Genomic DNA, 19,007 nt, shown 5'->3' with positions numbered 1-19,007 from the left:
CAGGGTAAAGCTACGCAAAATGCTAACAAAATTAATCTGACATAAATCACAGAAACTTTCTAATATTAAATGCAGTTCATATTATATAAAAATATATACCAATTCATGATTTGCTTATTCATATAAAAGATAAAGGCAAAAAAAAGCCCCTGCAAAGCAGAGGCTGATTTCAAATGAGATGTTAAATGCTTAATCCAAACTATCCGCAGGAATACGCACCCAACCTTCCATTAAGACACGCGCACTTCGGCTCATTACGGCTTTTTTAACGACCCACTGACCATTTTCATAAATCGCTTGCGCACCTACACGTAACGTCCCAGATGGATGTCCGAAACGCACGGCTTCTCGCTCCCCACCACCCGCGGCTAAGTTCACAAGTGTCCCCGGTATCGCAGCTGCTGTACCAATGGCAACTGCCGCTGTGCCCATCATGGCATGATGCAGTTTCCCCATCGACAAGGCACGAACCAATAAGTCCGTATCTTGTTCTGAAATTTGTTTAGAACTCGAAGATGTATAAGCTTTCGGTTTTGAAACAAATGCAATCTTTGGGGTATGTTGACGTTGCTCTGCTTCAGCAATATCTGAAATCAAACCCATTTGCTGCGCACCATAAGCACGGATTTTTTCAAAACGGGCCAATGCCTTAGCATCACCGTTGATCGCATCTTGTAGTTCAGTGCCGACATAACCAATATCTTCTGCATTTAAGAAAATCGTTGGAATACCTGCATTAATGAATGTTGCAGGGAAACTGCCTTCATCGGGTACGGTTAAGGTATCGACCAAATTCCCTGTAGGGAACATAGCGCCGCCATCTTCACCATCATCTGCGGGGTCTAAAAATTCAATTTGAACTTCGGCTGCTGGGAAGGTCACACCATCTAGTTCAAAATCACCGGTTTCTTGTACTGCACCATCAGTAATAGGTACATGCGCAATAATGGTTTTTTGAATATTGGCTTGCCAAATACGAACCGTACATAAACCATTTTCAGGAATACGTGATGCCTCAACCAAACCATTTGAAATGGCAAATGCACCAACAGCTGCTGTTAGGTTTCCGCAGTTACCACTCCAGTCGACAAATGCTTTATCAATCGACACTTGTCCAAATAGATAGTCTACATCATGCTCAGGCTGTGAACTTTTTGCCAAAATCACGGTTTTACTGGTACTTGATGTCGCTCCACCCATCCCATCAATTTGTTTGCCATAAGGATCTGGACTGCCAATCACACGTAATAAAAGTTGGTCGCGAACTTGTCCAGCTTGTTGTGCTGCAAGCGGTAAATCATCTAACTTGAAAAATACACCTTTACTAGTACCACCACGCATATAAGTCGCTGCAATCTTAATTTGGGGAGCAAAACTCATTTTTATTGAATCCTTAATCTTTATCATTGTGTTTTGGCAGAGCGTTCTTTTCTGCGCTTTTGCATCATACAATGTTTAATTGAAGTTTTAACAATCACATGACTTAAGTATAAAAAAACAACATTCGATACCTTTTCCATATAAAGCCAAGCATCAGAATTTCAATTAAAATAAAATTAATCTATTGATTCATAAATTTTTAATTCAGCATTTAAAACGAAAAATAGGTTATTAAACCTATAAATATTTTTCATAAATTTTGAGCTACTAGGCTATTCATTCTCTATACATTACAATTACCAAAATTAAACCATTCTCGGGAAGAGTAACTTGACTACCAATTCCTCCGAACTCAAGCGTGGCTTAAAGAATCGTCATATTCAATTGATTGCCATGGGTGGTGCAATTGGTACAGGCTTATTCTTGGGCTCAGCGCATGTGATTCAATCTGCTGGACCATCCATTATTCTTGGCTACGCCATTGGCGGTTTGATCGCCTTTCTAATTATGCGTCAGTTGGGTGAAATGATCGTCCATGAACCTGTAGCGGGTTCATTTAGCCATTTTGCATATAAATATTGGGGGAAATTTCCAGGTTTCTTAACAGGTTGGAACTACTGGATTCTCTATATTTTAGTGGCAATGACAGAACTCACCGCTGTTGCGAAATACATCAATTACTGGTGGCCTCATATTCCAGCATGGGCATCTGTACTGTTCTTCTTCGTGATCATTACTTTAGTAAACTTAGGTAATGTGAAGTTTTATGGTGAATCTGAGTTTTGGCTGTCGATTATTAAAGTCACTGCAGTTATTTCGATGATCGTATTTGGTTTGTATTTGCTACTGACTGCAGATGCCAACTCAACAGCATCATTTACCAACTTATGGAGTCAGGGCGGTTTCTTCCCAAATGGTTTTGAAGGCTTATTCTTCATGCTGGCTTTCTTGATGTTCGCCTTCGGTGGTATTGAACTGATTGGTATGGCAGCAGCGGAAGCTGAAAATCCAAAAGAAACTATTCCTAAAGCGATTAACCAAGTTGTTTTCCGTATTTTGATTTTCTACGTGGGTTCTTTAACTATTCTATTGTCACTTGTGCCATGGAATCAGCTTGAACTAGGTGGTCTAGACAAAAGTCCATTTGTGATGATCTTTAGCCAACTGGGTATTGATTGGGCTGCACATTTACTGAACTTCATTATCTTAACTGCAGCACTGTCTGTTTATAACAGCGGTATGTATGCCAATAGCCGTATGCTTTACAGCTTGGCGAAGCAAGGTAATGCTCCAAAAGTTTTCGCTAAAACCAACAAAAGTGGCGTGCCAATTCCAGCGGTATTACTTTCTGCAGTCCTGATTTTCGGTTGCGTACTCTTAAACTACTTCGTACCTGAAGATGCGCTTGGTCACTTAATGTATGTGGTGGTTGGTGCACTTGTCCTTAACTGGGCGATGATTACCATGACTCACTTACAGTTCCGTCGTGCAAAACGTATTTTGAATTTTACAACGTCTTATCCTGCACTTTGGGCACCAGTCAGCAACTACATCGTTCTGATCTTTATTGCTTTAGTTCTCTTTATTATGTGGACTCAGGGCTTTATGGAATCTGTTCTAATGATCCCTGTTTGGATTACAGTCATGTTATTAATGTTTAACTATCTTAATCCTAAAGATTTGAGCGACATTGACCCCAATGAAGTTCATAAAGACTAAGTAATTTAAAAAGTTATTGTTTCGGCAATAACTTTTTTTTTAGCTAAAATAGGAGTACATTAGCCTCCGTCTTGCGCTCTTAGCTTAACTGGATAGAGCAGTTGCCTCCTAAGCGACCGACGTGGGTTCGAGTCCCGCAGAGCGCACAATTTCTGAAATATCCCTCCTCCCTGTATTTGTAATCCCCCATATACCAATAAATATAAAGAAAGAACCTTTCACACTAAAAACCCATCAATTACAGTTTTTAACTTAATTATTGTTTTTACAAAGATTACTGTTCAAAGACTATTTTTAAGAACAGTTAAATAGCGCTTTAAAATGTGCTAACCACCTACCTCTCAATGAAAAAAACGACACATAGTATGGTCCATAAGGCCAAAAAATCAATTTATGACTGCCCATATCAAAATATTTTCAATTATTTTTAGGTTTAGAAAATAATGCAGTAACTAAAAATATTAAATAATAATCAAAATGTTATATATATTAATTAGTACAATTACTCTAAATTGGGTAATTTTCAATCATATTTTTTAATCTAGAGCATTTACTCTTATTTTAATTGTGCTATTTTTGTCACATGGAGTAACAATTAAGCCCAAGAGTATTAAAAAGTTTTCCATAACGAATATTTGCCGTAACCATAAAAATCAAATTCGTATCTCAAGGAATGACGAAGAATGAAATTAAAAACTTTAACTACAGCCATGATTCTTGCTTCAGTTCCAATGACAGGGGCTTTTGCAGCTGCACTAGATCGTTCAGGACAATCTATGTCTGCATTTTTACAACCAGGGAACTATTTTGAAGCAGGTATTTCGGTTTTAGATCCAACAGTAGAAGGTAAAGCTAAAGCTGCATATGGTGGTGGGAATCTATCCGATATGGCGGGTGATTATTATTTCCCAACAGCAGCAATTAAAGTTCAACCTACAAAAAACTTCTCATTCGGTTTGCTTTATGACCAACCTTTTGGAGCTGACGCAGCATATTCAGCAAATGACCCATTAGTAGCTGCTGGAACGGGCTTATTTCATTTAAATGGTGAAAATACTGAAGTTGAAGTTACTACTCAAAACCTTTCTTTCGTTGTTGGCTATCAGCCTGTTGAAAGTATCAATATTTATGGTGGTGCAGTTTATCAAACTGTGAAAGGTGATGTGCAACTTCGTGGTGCAGCTTATGGTTCAGCAAATGGTTTGGGTAAATATAATGCAACAATGAAGGAAGATTCAGCTGTAGGTTGGTTAGCTGGTTTTGCTTATCAAATTCCTGAAATTGCTTTAAAAGCATCGGTTACATACCGTTCTGAAATTGAACATGAAGCATCAACTCGTGAATTTGGCCAAAGTAACATAATGGCGTTAGTTACAAGCAATCCAGCAAACGCCATTTTCGATGAAAATACAACAACAAACATTACTACACCTCAATCCGTAAACCTTGATTTCCAAACAGGTATCATGGCGGATACAGTTGCATTTGCAAATGTGCGTTGGGTAAATTGGAAAGATTTTAGCATCCGCCCAGAAAAATTTGATCAAATTGGCCGCACTTTAGGCGCAGTAGGTCAAACACCAGATAACCCGAATGGTTTTGATTTAGTGTCTTATACTGATGATCAAATTTCAGCAACTGTAGGTGTTGGTCGTAAGTTAAGTGAAAAATGGGCTGGTAATGTCTCTGTAGGTTACGACACAGGTGCAGGCAACCCAGTTTCTACCCTTGGCCCAACTGAAGGTTATTGGAACGTCGGTTTAGGTTTACAATTTAGCCCTGCACCGAACTACTTCATTGCTGGTGGTGTGAAATACTTAATGCTAGGTGATGCTGATGCACAACCTGCGTCAATGTTTGGCACTAACAACTCAATTGCATCATTTGAAGATAACGATGCATGGGCTTACGGTCTAAAAATCGGTTACCGCTTCTAATTCTCGGTATTAGTAGATTGGAAATATATCCAATCTACTATTGTAAAAAATAATTTAATTCAAATGTTCATAGATTGAGCATTTGAATTTTTTATGTTTAAAGATAAACATTAAGTTAAATACTCTATTTTTTTATTTATAAATCATAAACATAAATAACACCTTCTAGAATAATTACTCTAGCATTGCTTATTTTTTAACTTATACAGTTCATTTTTAGAGTAGCAACTCTTATTTACTGTTTTTCTATTTATGTTACTTTCCACACATTGAAATAACATCAAAAGTTACAAACAGGGAAAAGTATGCGCTTAAATCACCTTAGCTACGCAATTTTACTTACCGCTTTACCAACAGCATCATTATTTGCAGCGGGTCTAGATCGTTCAGGTCAGTCTATTTCAGCATTCTTACAACCTGGTAACTACGCAGAAGCAGGTATTTCTGTTTTAGATCCAACAGTTGAAGGTAAAGCCACACATTCTCTTGGTGGTGAAGATCTTTCAGATATGGGTGATGACTACTACTTCCCATCTGCCGCAATCAAAGTACAAGCATCTGATAAAATTTCTTTAGGTCTTTTATATGATCAACCTTTTGGTGCTGATGCCACTTATGGTATTGATTCCGGCGTTTTCAACCAAGGCTCTGAAAGCACTAATGTTAAAGTTCGAACTAATAATCTAACAGCACTGATAGGTTACCAACCCACTGAAAACTGGAACTTCTATGCTGGACCAGTTTGGCAAACAGTAAAAGCAGATATCCAATTACGTGGCGAAGCATATAGCTTGCTTAGTGGTTATAATATTAATGTAGAAGAAGAAGATGCGTATGGCTGGTTAGCAGGTTTTGCCTACTCTATTCCTGAAATTGCTTTAAAGGCGGCTGTAACCTATCGTTCAGAAATCAAACATAAAGCAAAAGCTGTGGAAACAACAACTTTAGCCTCACTAAATCCAGCCTATTCATTTCTTTCATTCAAAGAAAGTAATGTAGACGCAACTACTCCACAATCAGTCAATGTTGATTTGCAAACAGGCATAGCCGCTAATACACTAGTATTTGCTAACCTTCGTTGGGTACATTGGGATCAATTTGCTGTCAAACCAGCATTACTAGCTCAAGCGTCAACTTTAGCAAAAGGCAAAGCACAAAACCTGATTGATTATTCTGACGATCAGTACTCAATCACTACGGGTATTTCTCGTAAGTTTAATGATAAATGGGCGGGTACAGCAGCTGTAGGTTATGACTCTGGTGCAGGCAACCCTGTAACAACACTTGGCCCAACTGAAGGCTACTGGAGTGTTGGTCTAGGCGGTCAATATAGCCCTGCTGAAAACTATTTCATTCAAGCTGGTGTGAAATACTTCTGGTTAGGGGACGCTACGGCTCAAACTGGTAGCACTCCAGTAGCTGAATTTGAAGACAACCATGCGCTTGGCTATGGTTTAAAAATTGGCTATCGCTTCTAAGTTGTTAGAACAGCTTTGCATTAAACAAGAAAGGGCGCATAAGCGCCCTTTTCTATAACCAGCTATACAGAATTAAGCTGGAATATCACGAACTGAAGCATTACGAATCGCTTCTTTTAATGCAGCATAGCCATGAATTGGTGGGAATTGTGGAAATTCTGCAATCACATTGTCAGGCGCATCAAATAAGAAACCCGCATCTGCTTCACCAAGCATCGTCGTATCGTTATAAGAATCACCTGCTGCAATCACCCGGAAGTTTAACCCATGCAATGCTTGAACGGCTTTACGCTTTTGATCAGGTTGACGAAGCTTATAAGCTGAGATCATACCATTTTCATCAGTTTCTAATTTGTGGCAGAAAATCGTTGGCCAACCAAGTTGCTGCATTAATGGATGTGCAAACTCATAGAAAGTATCTGAAAGAATAATCAATTGAAAATGAGTACGCACCCACTCTACAAACTCTTTTGCACCTTCAAATGGCCCCATATCTGCGATTACGTCTTGAATATCGTTTAAACCCAAACCGTGTTGTTTTAGGATATTTAAACGCTGAGTCATCAACACATCGTAATCTGGAATGTCACGAGTCGTTGCTTCAAGTTCTTTAATGCCTGTTTTTTTCGCAAAATTAATCCAAATTTCAGGTACTAAAACCCCTTCTAGATCTAAACAAACGACTTCCATGCACTCTACCCTCTGTTAAGTGAAAAAATTTTTTCAATATCATAGCGGAAGAATAAAAAAATGCATTGTTCTTTTTTAAATCTATTTTTTTCATAAGTATCTATTTTTTAGTGATAAGTGTGTTTTAGCATTTCAATTAAAATAGTTCTAAAATAAATTAATATAGGTTTTAACGTTCCAAGCCTATAGCCAGGACATTCATGACTACCATCCCTACTATTGACCTTGTCGATGCACTTGCATCCGAATATGCAGATAAATCACCTTCTGAGATTATGAAACTTGCGCTAAGCCAGCAAGGTGAAGTTGCGATTTCCTTTTCTGGTGCAGAAGATGTTGTACTGATTGATCTTGCATCGAACTTAGGAATTCCTTTTCGTGTATTTAGTTTAGATACCGGTCGCTTACACCCTGAAACTTACCAATTTTTAGATACTGTCCGTAAACATTATAAAATTGATATTGAAATCTGTTTCCCAGAAAGTGATGCCGTACAAAAACTGGTAACAGAAAAGGGCTTTTTTAGCTTCTATCAAGATGAACATAAAGAATGCTGTGGTATCCGTAAAGTACAACCTTTGCGTAAAAAACTAGCCACTTTAGATGGCTGGATCACAGGTCAACGTAAGGACCAAAGCCCAGGCACACGTAATGAAATTCCAGTGGTACAAGCTGACCCAGGTTTTTCAGGTCCGGGCAAGCAATTGATTAAATATAATCCTTTGGCAAACTGGTCTAGCGCTGATGTATGGAACTATATCCGTCTCATGGAAATTCCATATAATCCACTACACGAACGTGGCTTTATCTCGATTGGCTGTGAACCATGTACTCGACCTGTTTTACCAAATCAACACGAACGTGAAGGTCGCTGGTGGTGGGAAGATGCAACCCATAAAGAATGCGGCTTACACGCAGGCAACATGAAAAAATAAAGATCACAAAACCACTGCATAGCAGTGGTTTTTTTCAACGCATAGATACACATAATTCCGTATCATTTCAACGTAAAAACGCTATACTGCAAATGACAATTTAATAATTCTAACAATGCTACTCATACATGAGCAGCTGTAGAAATTGCAGTGAGGCAATCAACGCTATGCGTCCATTACATCCTATTGATTTCATATTCTTAAATTTAGAGAAACGGCAACAACCGATGCACGTAGGTGGTCTATTTTTATTTCAGATCCCTGACAATGCACCAGATACTTTTATTCAAGATTTAGTCGCAGATATTCGTAATTCAAAATCCATTCCTATTCCTCCTTTTAACAATAAACTCAACGGCTTCTTTTGGGATGAAGACGAAGAGTTTGATTTAGATCATCACTTCCGCCATATCGCACTGCCGCATCCCGGTCGTATCCGTGAACTTTTGACTTATATTTCACAGGAACACAGTGCGCTGATTGACCGTGCAAAACCGCTTTGGACCTGCCATATTATTGAAGGCATTGAAGGCAATCGTTTTGCCATGTACTTCAAAATCCACCACGCGATGGTCGATGGCATTGCAGGTATGCGTTTAGTTGAAAAATCGCTTTCGCATGACCCAGATGCTAAAAGTATTGTGCCACCATGGTGTGTAGAAGGCCCTCGTGCAAAACGCCTGAAGCAGCCTAAAGCCAGTCGTATGAAAGGTCTGTTATCGACCATTAAGGGACAACTTGACTCTACTCCACGAGTTTTGTACGAACTGTCACAAACCGTGATGAAAGATATGGGGCGTAACCCAGATTATGTGTCTAGCTTCCAAGCACCAAGTTCAATATTAAACCAACGGGTTAGTTCTTCACGTCGTTTTGCTGCTCAATCTTTTGAATTTTCACGTTTGTCACATATTGCCAAGTCTCTCGGCGTAACAATTAACGATATTGTGCTTGCAATTTGTTCAGGCGCATTACGTGAGTATTTAATTACACAAAATGCATTACCTAAAAAGCCATTGATCGCTATGGTGCCTGCATCTGTGCGTACCGATGATTCAGATATGTCTAACCGTATTACCATGATTTTGGCCAATCTTGGAACCCATAAAGAAGATCCGCTAGAACGGTTGAAGATTGTGCGTCGTAGCGTGCTCAATGCCAAAGAGCGCTTTAAGCGGATGAACTCGAATCAAATTTTAAACTACAGTGCTTTTGTCTACAGTGCAGCAGGTTTGAATATTGCTTCAGGCTTTATGCCAAAACGTCAGGCCTTTAACTTGGTCATTTCGAATGTTCCCGGCCCACAAGAGCCGTTATATTGGAATGGTGCACGTTTAGAAGCACTCTACCCTGCGTCCATTGTTTTGGATGGTCAAGCGCTTAATATCACCATGACCAGCTATTTAGATAAGCTTGAAGTGGGTTTAACGGCATGTCGTAATGCGCTGCCAAAAATGCAAAATTTACTCACGCATTTGGAAGAAGAAATCCAACGATTTGAAACTATTGTGAACCAAGATTCCCCAAAGTTACAGGCGGTTAGCTAACCGCCTGCTTCACAACTTAGTATCAGTTCATCAGCAGATTGAACCATCCAAAAAGATAAAAACCCGTCTACATTGCAAAATCTAGACGGGTTTTTAGTATTTGAACTTTGATTGATTTTTTGGAGCAATTTATGTGTATAAGCTAAAATTTAGGTGAACAAATCCGTTGTTATTGTTTAATTATGACTTGTAGATACGAACTGATAATTAAGTTTATTTTCCATTATTTATAAAATTTTAGCGCATTAAAAAATTTTAGAATCGCGCGTTAGTGCTTTAACCCTCTGGATTACATTATTTATATTTCAATATTTAAGCTTTGATAGCTCGGCACTGTTTAAGTAACTGATGACAAGCAGAACGAATCATAGACGCTGTAATTTGAACTTCATTACCACGCTCATCCACGATATAACCTGAATGGATCGCTTTTGCTTCAACAACAGTTTTAAGACCACTTTTCATTACTGTTTTACTAACACCCATAGTACACCTCTTTTTGCTAAGCCATTTTCAAGTCCAATGCAGGAAAATGGCTTTGGCTATTTGATGTGTCTAGTATTCAAAATAACAGTTCAAAAGTAAAATCTCAGTTGTAACAAGTGTTTAACGATATTCTGTTACAATTTCAGCTCAGAATGATATCGTATTGCTCTTGCGTATATAAATTTTCCACCTGGAACTTGATCACACGGCTAATAAAGTGCTCTAAATCAGCTACCGCAGGTGCTTCAGCAGTTAACAATCGGTCAATCACCGACGGATGTGCCACTACGGTAAAACCACTTTGTGACTCATAAGCACGAGCATATCTCAAGATTTCACGGAAAATTTCATAGCAAACTGTTTCAGCAGTTTTCACATAACCACGCCCCTGACAGGTCGGGCAAGAATCACAAAGGAGATGCTCTAAAGATTCACGGGTGCGTTTCCGAGTCATTTCCACCAAACCCAGCTCAGAAACTTGAGTGATCTTGGTTTTTGCATGATCGCGCTCGAGCATTTTCTCAAACTGGCTCATCACTTCTTCTCGATGATGTGCTTCTTGCATATCAATGAAGTCAATAATGATAATCCCGCCCAAGTTACGTAGTCGAAGCTGACGTGCAATGACCTGTGTGGCTTCCATATTGGTTTTAAACACAGTGTCTTCAAGCGAACGACCACCTACGTAGGAGCCAGTATTGACATCAATCGTGGTCATGGCTTCAGTTTGATCGATCATCAGATAGCCGCCAGACTTAAGTGCGACACGTGTCTGTAAGGCTTTCTGAATATCTTCTTCGACATTGTACAAGTCAAAAATTGGACGCTCACCTGGATAATGCAGTAAGCGATTTTGCATACTCGGTACAAATTCTTGGACAAACTCTTGCAATTTGCCATGTACTTCGCGTGAGTCGACCTGAATTTTAGACGTTTCTTCGTTGGCTAAATCACGGATGACGCGTTGCGGTAAAGGTAGCTCTTCAAAAATCAAAGATGGTACGACAATACTGCGTTGTTTACGTTGTATGTATTCCCACAGTTTTGCTAAATAGGCCATGTCCTGCGCAATTTCACATTCAGGAATACCTTCGGCAGCAGTACGAACGATGACTGAACCCGGTAAGTTGTGTTCCTTTTGAATGCGTTCAATCATGCTACGCAAGCGATCTCGTTCTTCTTCAGACTCAATGCGCTGAGAAACACCGGTATGACTGCCATATGGCATTAAAACAAGGTAACGAGAAGGAATAGAAAGATCAGTTGATAGTCGTGCACCTTTGGTACCCAACATATCTTTCATGACTTGTACGGTGAGTACTTGCCCTGGTTGTAACAGCTCAAAAACATTCGGGGTTGGTTGATTGCGCTGCCAGACCATATCATTGATATGTAAAAAAGCCGTTCTCGACAATCCAATATCAATAAAAGCAGCCTGCATACCCGGAAGCACGCGAACAACTTTCCCTTTATAAATATTGCCCACTAACCCACGCTTCACGGTGCGCTCAACAAATAATTCATTGACCGTACCGTTTTGAATCAACGCCACACGACATTCCATCGGTGTGACGTTAATCAACAACTCGTCAGACATATCAAAACTCAAAACATTATAAAAATTCTTGTGTTGCAGCAGTTAATTTAATGCCTTAACTGTCTGTAATAACTGTACGGTTTCATGCAAAGGCAGCCCAACGACATTGCTGTAGCTCCCTTCAATACAAGGAATATAGCGCGCAGCAATTCCTTGAATGGCGTAGGCTCCCGCCTTGCCGATTGGTTCACCTGTTGCCCAATAGCTTTCCATGTCAGCTAGACTCAGCGTTTGAAATTCAACCTGTGTGCGCACTACTATACTGTATATTTGATCTTTTGTACTGACACAAACACCTGAAAACACATCATGTTTTCGTCCAAAGATCATTTCCCACATAGAAAAAGCATGTGCTTTCGACGCTGGTTTTCCTAAAATGTGCTCATCAACGCCTAAACTGGTATCGGCGGCAATAACAATAGCATCAGGGAATTGTTGTTGTACTGCGCAAGCTTTAGCACGTGCTAAACGCTCTACATAATCCGCTACAGGTTCTCCTTCCAACACGGACTCATCAATATCTGGACTGAAAATTTCAAATTCCAGACCTAATTGTTGCAATAGTTCGCGTCGTCGAGGAGAACTCGAAGCTAAAATTATATGCGCCATTTTCTCAAGAAGTAATACATGATTGGCCAAATGAGTAAGCTAGTAACAATTGGCTGCCAATGGCGGGCAAATGAAAACTGTGCTCCACCCATCACTTGAACAATCCACACAAACAGTAAATGCGCGAAAATTGCCATTGCAGCAATAATCCATAAATTACCAAATGTGAGGATACGACGTTCACGGGTCAAAAAGCGTGTCACAAATGCAATGACCACAAAACTCAGTGCGTTCATGCCAAATGGCGCATCAGTCAATAAGTCCGTAAAGAGACCTGTGGCAAATGCAAACCAAACACCGCACCATGTCGGCTGACAGAGGACCCAAAATAACATGATCATCATCATGAATAATGGGCGCCAACCCGATAGGTCATAAGAAAGCGGATACACCATCAGCACGGATGCCAAAATGATGGAAAAGATAATCGGAAATAATGGGTCGCGCTCTGTATGACGACTAAGCTTAGCGAGTGACATGCGGTTGCTCCATCGCTAAAGAATCGGAAAATAGCACAACCACATGATGACCACCTGCCAATTGGGCAGCAGGATTGATATCAATTTGGGCAAATTCACCGCTATTGTGACGACTGACTTTCGACACTGTACCCACCAAATAACCCGCTGGGAAATGTGCCCCTAGACCTGAGCTATAGACTTTTTCACCGACTTTGATATTGGCACTGGTTGGCACGTATTCCATCTTAAGCCGACCTAAGTCACCTGTACCCGTAACGATTGCGCGCATACCGGTATGCTCCATCCGCACGGATAAAGAGTGCTCTTTGTCTGAGAGCAACATGACACGGCTACTATGCGGGTAAACATTGATAATTTGCCCCATAATACCCTTGTCATCGAGTACAGTTTGTCCCACTTTAAGCTGACTGCTGGCTCCACGGTTAATCACAATAATATGACGTAAGGGATCAGCATCAGTACCAATGACTTCGGCAATCTCCATACGACCATCAATGATGAGTGGTGTATCGAGTAGTCCACGTAGTCGAGTATTTTCAGCAGAAAGTTCAGAAAGTTTCTGTAAACGGACTTGAGCCTGAATTAACTCTGCTTGCATCGCGGTATTTTCACGACGTAATTGAGCTTCAGACTTGGTTTGTTGATTCAGCCATTCTCGCGATAACACTGGATAGCTTGCAAGGGCATAAATTGGATTATATGCCGCATACAAGACGTCTCTGGCCGGTTGAATTACATGTGGCATGCGCCAATCAAAGAAAAGCACCACCAAGCATGTAATCACCGCAATGATAAATGAGCGAAAAGATGGCGGTTGTCTTGAAAACAGTTGCGTTTGCACCCGCCGAGTCCTTTTCTTAGCCTACAAATAACATGTCATGATTTGGGTTATCGAAGAATTCGAGAACCTTACCACCACCACGTGTAACACATGATAGTGGATCTTCTGCAACCACGACAGGAAGACCTGTTTCTTTTGCAAGAAGCTTATCAAGATTGCGAAGTAATGCACCGCCACCAGTCAACACAATACCGCGTTCTGCGATGTCTGAAGACAACTCAGGTGGCGTTTGCTCTAGTGCAGATTTAACCGCAGCCACAATGTTTTGCAGTGGATCAGAAATCGCTTGAGTCACTTCATCAGAAGTTACGGTAATCGCACGAGGTACACCTTCAGCCAAGTTCCGACCACGGACTTCGATTTCCAAAGGTTTTGCACCTTCTTCTGGAAGCGCCATACCAACTTCTTTTTTGATGTTTTCTGCAGTGGTTTCACCAATCACACAACCATGTGCTTTACGCACGTAATTAATGATTTGTTCATCAAATACATCACCACCGATACGTAGTGAGTCTGCATAGACACAACCTTGAAGTGAAATGATCGCGATTTCAGTTGTACCACCACCAACATCGACAACCATCGAACCACAAGCTTGCTCAACAGGCATACCTGCACCAATTGCAGCAGCCATTGGCTCTTCAATTAAGCGAACTTCACGTGCACCTGCATTGTATACAGCTTCACGGATTGCACGGCGTTCCACCAACGTCGATTTACATGGCACACACACCACGACACGCGGTGCAGGTGGGAACAAACGTTTTTCGTGCACTTTGCCAATGAATTGATTCAACATCGTTTCAGTGACTTCAAAATCTGCAATCACACCATCTTTCATTGGGCGAATCGCAGAAATATTTGCAGGTGTACGACCTAGCATTTGCTTCGCGTCAAGACCTACTGCGGCAACGATTTTTTGTGAACCACTGTGGCGAATTGCCACCACCGTCGGTTCATTTAATATAATGCCTCGTCCTGGCGCATAAATAAGTGTATTTGCAGTGCCTAAATCAATGGCAAGATCCGGCGAAAACAAGCCAATTAGTCGTTTTAGAATCACGGGGACGTTCTCAGTTAAACTTTTATATGGACGCAAGGTGGCAACTTTAACTAAATGTGATGATTTGAACAAGTCAATCGCTTATTATAAGCCACGATATTTTGAATTTTTTTAATACTGATTAGGTAATGTTATGTCTACATCGGATGCACAGCATTCTGCAGATCTAAATGCACAAACAGTTTCAGCGATTGCCCATCTGGCTCGATTGTCGCTAGATGAAGCGCAATCTGCTGACTATGCTCAAAGTTTAAATAAAATTTTAGGCATGATGGAAACCCTGAAAGGCATCGATACTGACGGTGTTGAACCACTAAAAAGTCCATTCGACAATCCACAGCCCTTACGTGAAGACGTGGTATCTGAGACCAATCATCGCGAAGCATATCAAGCAGTTGCTCCTGCCGTACAGGATGGCTTGTACCTTGTTCCGCGTGTGATTGAATAATTTTTATTCAGATCAACATTTTTTCAAATTAAACGTAAAGAAATATTTCTCATGACAGATTTACATCGCTTATCAATTCGTGAATTGTCTGAAGGTTTGGCTGGCGCTAAATTTTCTTCACGCGAATTGACTGAACACTATTTAAAACGCATTGAAAAAATCGATGCTCAAGTCAAGTCATACGTGACCGTGACAGCTGAACAAGCACTTGCGCAAGCAGATGCGGCTGATGCTGCAATTAAATCAGGCAATGCAAGTGCGTTGACTGGTGTACCAATTGCACATAAAGATATTTTCTGTACCCAAGGCATTAAAACCACTGCTGGTTCTAAAATGCTGGACAATTTTATCTCTCCTTACGACGCGACCGTTGTAGCGAAAGGTAAAGCTGCGGGCCTTGTCACTTTAGGTAAAGTGAACATGGATGAATTCGCCATGGGTTCGACCTCTGAAAATTCATTTTATGGCGCAACGGCTAACCCTTGGAACTTAAACCATGTTCCGGGTGGTTCTTCAGGCGGTTCTGCGGCAGCGGTAGCGGCTGACCTTGCACCGTTCGCAACAGGTACAGATACAGGCGGTTCAATCCGTCAACCTGCGTCTTTCTGTGGCTTGACTGGTCTTAAACCGACTTACGGTCGTGTTTCTCGTTTCGGTATGATCGCGTATGCATCATCTTTAGACCAAGGCGGCCCAATGGCGCGTTCGGCTGAAGACTGTGCTTACCTCATGAACGTGATGGCAGGTCATGATGCGAAAGATTCAACTTCGGTTGAAAAAGACGTAGATAACTACGTGGCGAACCTGAACGGCACTTCAGTAAAAGGTTTACGCATTGGTATTCCTAAGCAGTACTTTAATGTTGCTGGTTTAGATGCAGACGTAAAAGCGCGCGTTGAAGAATCGTTGAAAAAGTTAGAAGAAATGGGCGCAATCTTGGTTGAGATTGACCTGAACATGACTGAAAGCTACGTACCAACGTATTACTTGATCGCACCTGCTGAAGCATCGTCTAACTTATCTCGTTTCGACGGTGTACGTTATGGCTACCGCGCAGAAAATCCAGTTGATTTGATGGATCTTTACAAACGTTCACGTTCTGAAGGTTTTGGTAAAGAAGTTCAGCAACGTATCTTGATTGGTACATACGCGCTTTCTGCCGGTTACTACGATGCTTATTATGTGAAAGCGCAAAAAGTACGTCGTTTAATTCAACAAGATTTCTTAAAAGCATTTGAATCTGTAGACGTGATTGCGGCTCCTGCTGCACCAACGACTGCATATAAGATTGGTGCAAACTTATCTCCTGTAGAAATGTACTTAGGCGACATCTACACTATTGCAGTGAACTTGGCAGGCTTACCTGCGATTAACGCGCCTGTTGGTTTTGACAAAGACAACTTGCCTGTTGGCTTACAGTTGATTGGTAACTACTGGTCAGAATCTCAATTGTTGTCTGTGGTGCATCAGTACCAACAAGCAACCGATTGGCATACACAACGCGCTGCAATTGCTGAGGAGAATGCATAATGGCTAAAAACGCTGCGAAACCAAAATCTAACCTGATTGATGGTTGGGAAGTGGTGATTGGTATCGAGATTCACACTCAGCTTGCAACCAATACCAAAATTTTCTCAGGTTCATCAACTACGTTTGGTCAAGACCCAAATACGCAAGCGAGCCTTGTTGACTTGGCAATGCCGGGCGTATTGCCAGTACTCAACAAAGAAGTGGTTGATCTCGCGATCCGCTTTGGTTTGGGTATCGATGCTTACATCGACCAAGCGTCTGTGTTTGCACGTAAAAACTATTTCTACCCTGACTCTCCAAAAGGCTACCAAATCAGCCAAATGGATAACCCGATTGTGGGCTTGGGTCATATCGACATCCAACTTGAAGATGGCACAGTAAAACGCATTGGCGTAACACGTGCGCACCTTGAGGAAGATGCTGGTAAATCGATCCATGACCAATTTGAAGGCCAATCTGGTATCGATTTAAACCGTGCAGGCACACCTTTACTTGAAATCGTATCTGAACCTGATATGCGTTCGGTTGAAGAAGCAGTTGCCTACATTAAAGCGATTCACACGCTGGTACGTTGGTTAGGTATTTCTGACGGTAACATGGCAGAAGGTTCGTTCCGTGCGGACTGTAACGTGTCACTTCGTCGTCCGGGCCAACCATTTGGTACGCGTTGTGAGTTGAAAAACCTCAACTCTTTCCGCTTCATTGAACAAGCGATTAACGTTGAAATTGAACGTCAAATGGAAATCCTAGAATGGGGTGGCACGATTGACCAAGAAACACGGTTGTTCGACCCTGTGAAGATGGAAACGCGTTCAATGCGTTCGAAAGAAGAAGCAAACGATTACCGCTACTTCCCAGATCCTGACTTGTTGCCTGTTGTGATTGCAGATGCGCAAATTGAAGCGGCACGTGCTGCCCTTCCTGAGTTGCCTGCTGCACGTCGTGCGCGTTTCGTGGCTGACTTTGGTGTAACTGAATACGATGCTCACGTTTTAACACTGACTCGTGAAATGTCTGAGTTTTATGAAGATGTAGTGAAAGCTGCTGGCGGTGCTGCCCAAGGTAAAGTGTCTGCAAACTGGGTCATGGGCGAATTCTCTGGTGCTTTAAACAAAGCGGGCTTAGAGCTTCATGACTCTCCTGTATCTGCTGAAAAACTTGGCGGTATGATCGCGCGTATTGTAGACAACACCATTAACGGTAAGATCGCGAAGCAAGTATTCGGCTTTATGTGGGATGAAGGCAAAACTGCGGACGACATTATTGCTGAAAAAGGCTTGAAACAGGAAACTGATACAGGTGCAATTGAAGCAATTATTAAGGAAGTACTTGCTGCCAACGAGAAGATGGTTGAAGAGTATAAATCTGGTAAAGAGAAAGCCTTTAACGGTCTTGTTGGTCAAGTGATGAAAGCAGCAAAAGGTAAAGCAAACCCTGCGCAAGTAAATGAATTGATGAAGAAATTGATTGGTTAATACCAATTGATTTTGAAATAAAAAACCCGCTTTAGAGCGGGTTTTTTAAACCTATAATGAAGCTCTTTTTTGCTCAGGAAATAAAGAATTAATTTCTTCAATTTCTTTCGGCTTTGTAATAGCATAATCCACTATTAAATTAATATAAGTAAAAATAGCAGGATTAATATCTTCTAAAACTTCATCACCAATAATCCCTGGATGTACATTTGCATTTCCAATCAATCTAATATTATCAGCAGCTTGTGCAACTCTTAATGGAATAATTTGTTGTTTTGCCAACTCTTCAATTGACTCTTTAATATTCTTCTTTTTAACACCTAAATGCTCGCATAATTTTTCCAATGCTAAACGTATTAAAGCCGCAGCAGAACGTGGTGACAATTCAAAGATCAAAGCCGCTTCTTTATATAATACCTTTACATCATTTGGCATATCAGGTGAATAATCAGGAATATCTTGATTGCTTATTTCTTGTATTGGAAATAATCTCACTAAGTCGGAGTCCTGACTAGGTCTTGGAATAAGACTAAGAAAATTGCTTCCAACTTTTTGATTATACCAAATATTATTTTGACTACATGATGCACAGTTTGCTTGATGAACTCTAGTTGGAATATTGTGTTCTAAACCATTTTCATCATATGAAATAAAAAATAAATTTTCCCACTTCATATGTGAAAAAGCCCCACAATGAGGACATTTGAAACTATTTTGATCAAGAATAGTTTTAGATTGTTCTGGTATTTTCATAACTTATACTAACATTAGTTTTTCTTTATTTAACAAG

17 protein-coding genes and 1 tRNA gene are annotated in these 19,007 nt (G+C 40.7%); 9 read left to right on the top strand and 9 right to left on the bottom strand.

What is annotated here, in order from left to right:
* Window positions 1-189: 189 nt before the first annotated feature.
* Window positions 190-1,380 (bottom strand): 2-methylaconitate cis-trans isomerase PrpF, encoded by a 1,191-nt coding sequence (gene prpF / locus FTU77_RS06525; protein ID WP_180055349.1) that lies wholly within the window; start codon window positions 1,378-1,380, stop codon window positions 190-192.
* A gap of 330 nt (window positions 1,381-1,710) precedes the next feature.
* On the opposite strand from prpF, the gene FTU77_RS06520 reads away from it, so the two are divergent.
* From FTU77_RS06520 to FTU77_RS06505, 4 genes are all read left to right on the top strand, one after another.
* Window positions 1,711-3,099 (top strand): amino acid permease, encoded by a 1,389-nt coding sequence (locus tag FTU77_RS06520; RefSeq protein WP_078189974.1) that lies wholly within the window; start codon window positions 1,711-1,713, stop codon window positions 3,097-3,099.
* 73 nt (window positions 3,100-3,172) lie between these two features.
* Window positions 3,173-3,245: transfer RNA gene (locus tag FTU77_RS06515), tRNA-Arg, on the top strand.
* 537 nt (window positions 3,246-3,782) lie between these two features.
* Window positions 3,783-5,036: an OmpP1/FadL family transporter gene (locus FTU77_RS06510; RefSeq protein WP_180035515.1), complete on the top strand. Its 1,254-nt coding sequence runs from the start codon at window positions 3,783-3,785 to the stop codon at window positions 5,034-5,036.
* Window positions 5,037-5,341: 305 nt separating this feature from the next.
* Window positions 5,342-6,514: an OmpP1/FadL family transporter gene (locus FTU77_RS06505; protein ID WP_180055348.1), complete on the top strand. Its 1,173-nt coding sequence runs from the start codon at window positions 5,342-5,344 to the stop codon at window positions 6,512-6,514.
* A gap of 72 nt (window positions 6,515-6,586) precedes the next feature.
* On the opposite strand, the gene thrH is transcribed toward FTU77_RS06505, so the two are convergent.
* A complete protein-coding gene (gene thrH / locus FTU77_RS06500; RefSeq protein ID WP_078189978.1) occupies window positions 6,587-7,204 on the bottom strand; it encodes a bifunctional phosphoserine phosphatase/homoserine phosphotransferase ThrH in 618 nt (205 codons plus the stop codon).
* Between the two features lie 200 nt (window positions 7,205-7,404).
* Between thrH and FTU77_RS06495 the strand changes: the two genes are divergently transcribed.
* Together FTU77_RS06495 and FTU77_RS06490 are read left to right on the top strand one after the other, a co-directional pair.
* Window positions 7,405-8,139, top strand: coding sequence for a phosphoadenylyl-sulfate reductase (locus FTU77_RS06495; protein ID WP_168379034.1), 735 nt, complete (start codon window positions 7,405-7,407; stop codon window positions 8,137-8,139).
* 167 nt (window positions 8,140-8,306) lie between these two features.
* Window positions 8,307-9,686: a wax ester/triacylglycerol synthase family O-acyltransferase gene (locus FTU77_RS06490; protein ID WP_180026498.1), complete on the top strand. Its 1,380-nt coding sequence runs from the start codon at window positions 8,307-8,309 to the stop codon at window positions 9,684-9,686.
* Window positions 9,687-9,998: 312 nt separating this feature from the next.
* Here the strand turns inward: FTU77_RS06490 and FTU77_RS06485 are convergent, their stop codons facing one another.
* The 6 genes from FTU77_RS06485 to FTU77_RS06460 form a co-directional block, all read right to left on the bottom strand.
* Window positions 9,999-10,172, bottom strand: a complete 174-nt coding sequence (locus FTU77_RS06485; protein WP_168379036.1) for a PA1571 family protein — start codon at window positions 10,170-10,172, stop codon at window positions 9,999-10,001.
* A 142-nt stretch (window positions 10,173-10,314) separates the two neighbouring features.
* Window positions 10,315-11,769 (bottom strand): ribonuclease G, encoded by a 1,455-nt coding sequence (rng, locus tag FTU77_RS06480; RefSeq protein ID WP_111885603.1) that lies wholly within the window; start codon window positions 11,767-11,769, stop codon window positions 10,315-10,317.
* A gap of 42 nt (window positions 11,770-11,811) precedes the next feature.
* Window positions 11,812-12,378 carry a Maf family nucleotide pyrophosphatase gene (locus tag FTU77_RS06475; RefSeq protein WP_180055345.1) on the bottom strand — a complete coding sequence of 189 codons (567 nt, stop codon included), beginning with the start codon at window positions 12,376-12,378 and terminating at the stop codon, window positions 11,812-11,814.
* On the bottom strand, window positions 12,366-12,857 hold the full coding sequence (gene mreD / locus FTU77_RS06470) for a rod shape-determining protein MreD (protein WP_168379038.1): 492 nt from the start codon (window positions 12,855-12,857) through the stop codon (window positions 12,366-12,368). Before mreD ends, FTU77_RS06475 begins: the two co-directional genes overlap by 13 nt.
* Window positions 12,844-13,701 carry a rod shape-determining protein MreC gene (gene mreC, locus FTU77_RS06465; RefSeq protein ID WP_078189984.1) on the bottom strand — a complete coding sequence of 286 codons (858 nt, stop codon included), beginning with the start codon at window positions 13,699-13,701 and terminating at the stop codon, window positions 12,844-12,846. The genes mreD and mreC overlap by 14 nt, the downstream gene beginning before the upstream one ends.
* A gap of 16 nt (window positions 13,702-13,717) precedes the next feature.
* Window positions 13,718-14,764, bottom strand: a complete 1,047-nt coding sequence (locus FTU77_RS06460) for a rod shape-determining protein (protein ID WP_086178633.1) — start codon at window positions 14,762-14,764, stop codon at window positions 13,718-13,720.
* Window positions 14,765-14,897: 133 nt separating this feature from the next.
* On the opposite strand from FTU77_RS06460, the gene gatC reads away from it, so the two are divergent.
* The 3 genes from gatC to gatB are packed head-to-tail and all read left to right on the top strand — an operon-like array spanning window position 14,898 to window position 18,217.
* Window positions 14,898-15,212 (top strand): Asp-tRNA(Asn)/Glu-tRNA(Gln) amidotransferase subunit GatC, encoded by a 315-nt coding sequence (gene gatC / locus FTU77_RS06455; protein ID WP_078189985.1) that lies wholly within the window; start codon window positions 14,898-14,900, stop codon window positions 15,210-15,212.
* Between the two features lie 51 nt (window positions 15,213-15,263).
* Complete coding sequence (gene gatA / locus FTU77_RS06450) at window positions 15,264-16,742, top strand: Asp-tRNA(Asn)/Glu-tRNA(Gln) amidotransferase subunit GatA (RefSeq protein WP_168379039.1); 1,479 nt, start codon at window positions 15,264-15,266, stop codon at window positions 16,740-16,742.
* A complete protein-coding gene (gene gatB, locus FTU77_RS06445) occupies window positions 16,742-18,217 on the top strand; it encodes an Asp-tRNA(Asn)/Glu-tRNA(Gln) amidotransferase subunit GatB (protein WP_180055342.1) in 1,476 nt (491 codons plus the stop codon). The genes gatA and gatB overlap by 1 nt, the downstream gene beginning before the upstream one ends.
* Window positions 18,218-18,268: 51 nt before the next feature.
* Here the strand turns inward: gatB and FTU77_RS06440 are convergent, their stop codons facing one another.
* Entirely contained in the window at window positions 18,269-18,970 is a 702-nt protein-coding gene (locus FTU77_RS06440) for a DUF4145 domain-containing protein (RefSeq protein ID WP_180055340.1), read from the bottom strand.
* Window positions 18,971-19,007 lie beyond the last annotated feature (37 nt).

Origin of the sequence: Acinetobacter sp. YH12142 (assembly GCF_013418435.1) — a bacterium.
In the GTDB taxonomy this organism is placed as follows: domain Bacteria; phylum Pseudomonadota; class Gammaproteobacteria; order Pseudomonadales; family Moraxellaceae; genus Acinetobacter; species Acinetobacter amyesii.
Note: the sequence above shows the minus strand (reverse complement) of the source record. Positions and strands in the feature narration are given on the sequence as shown.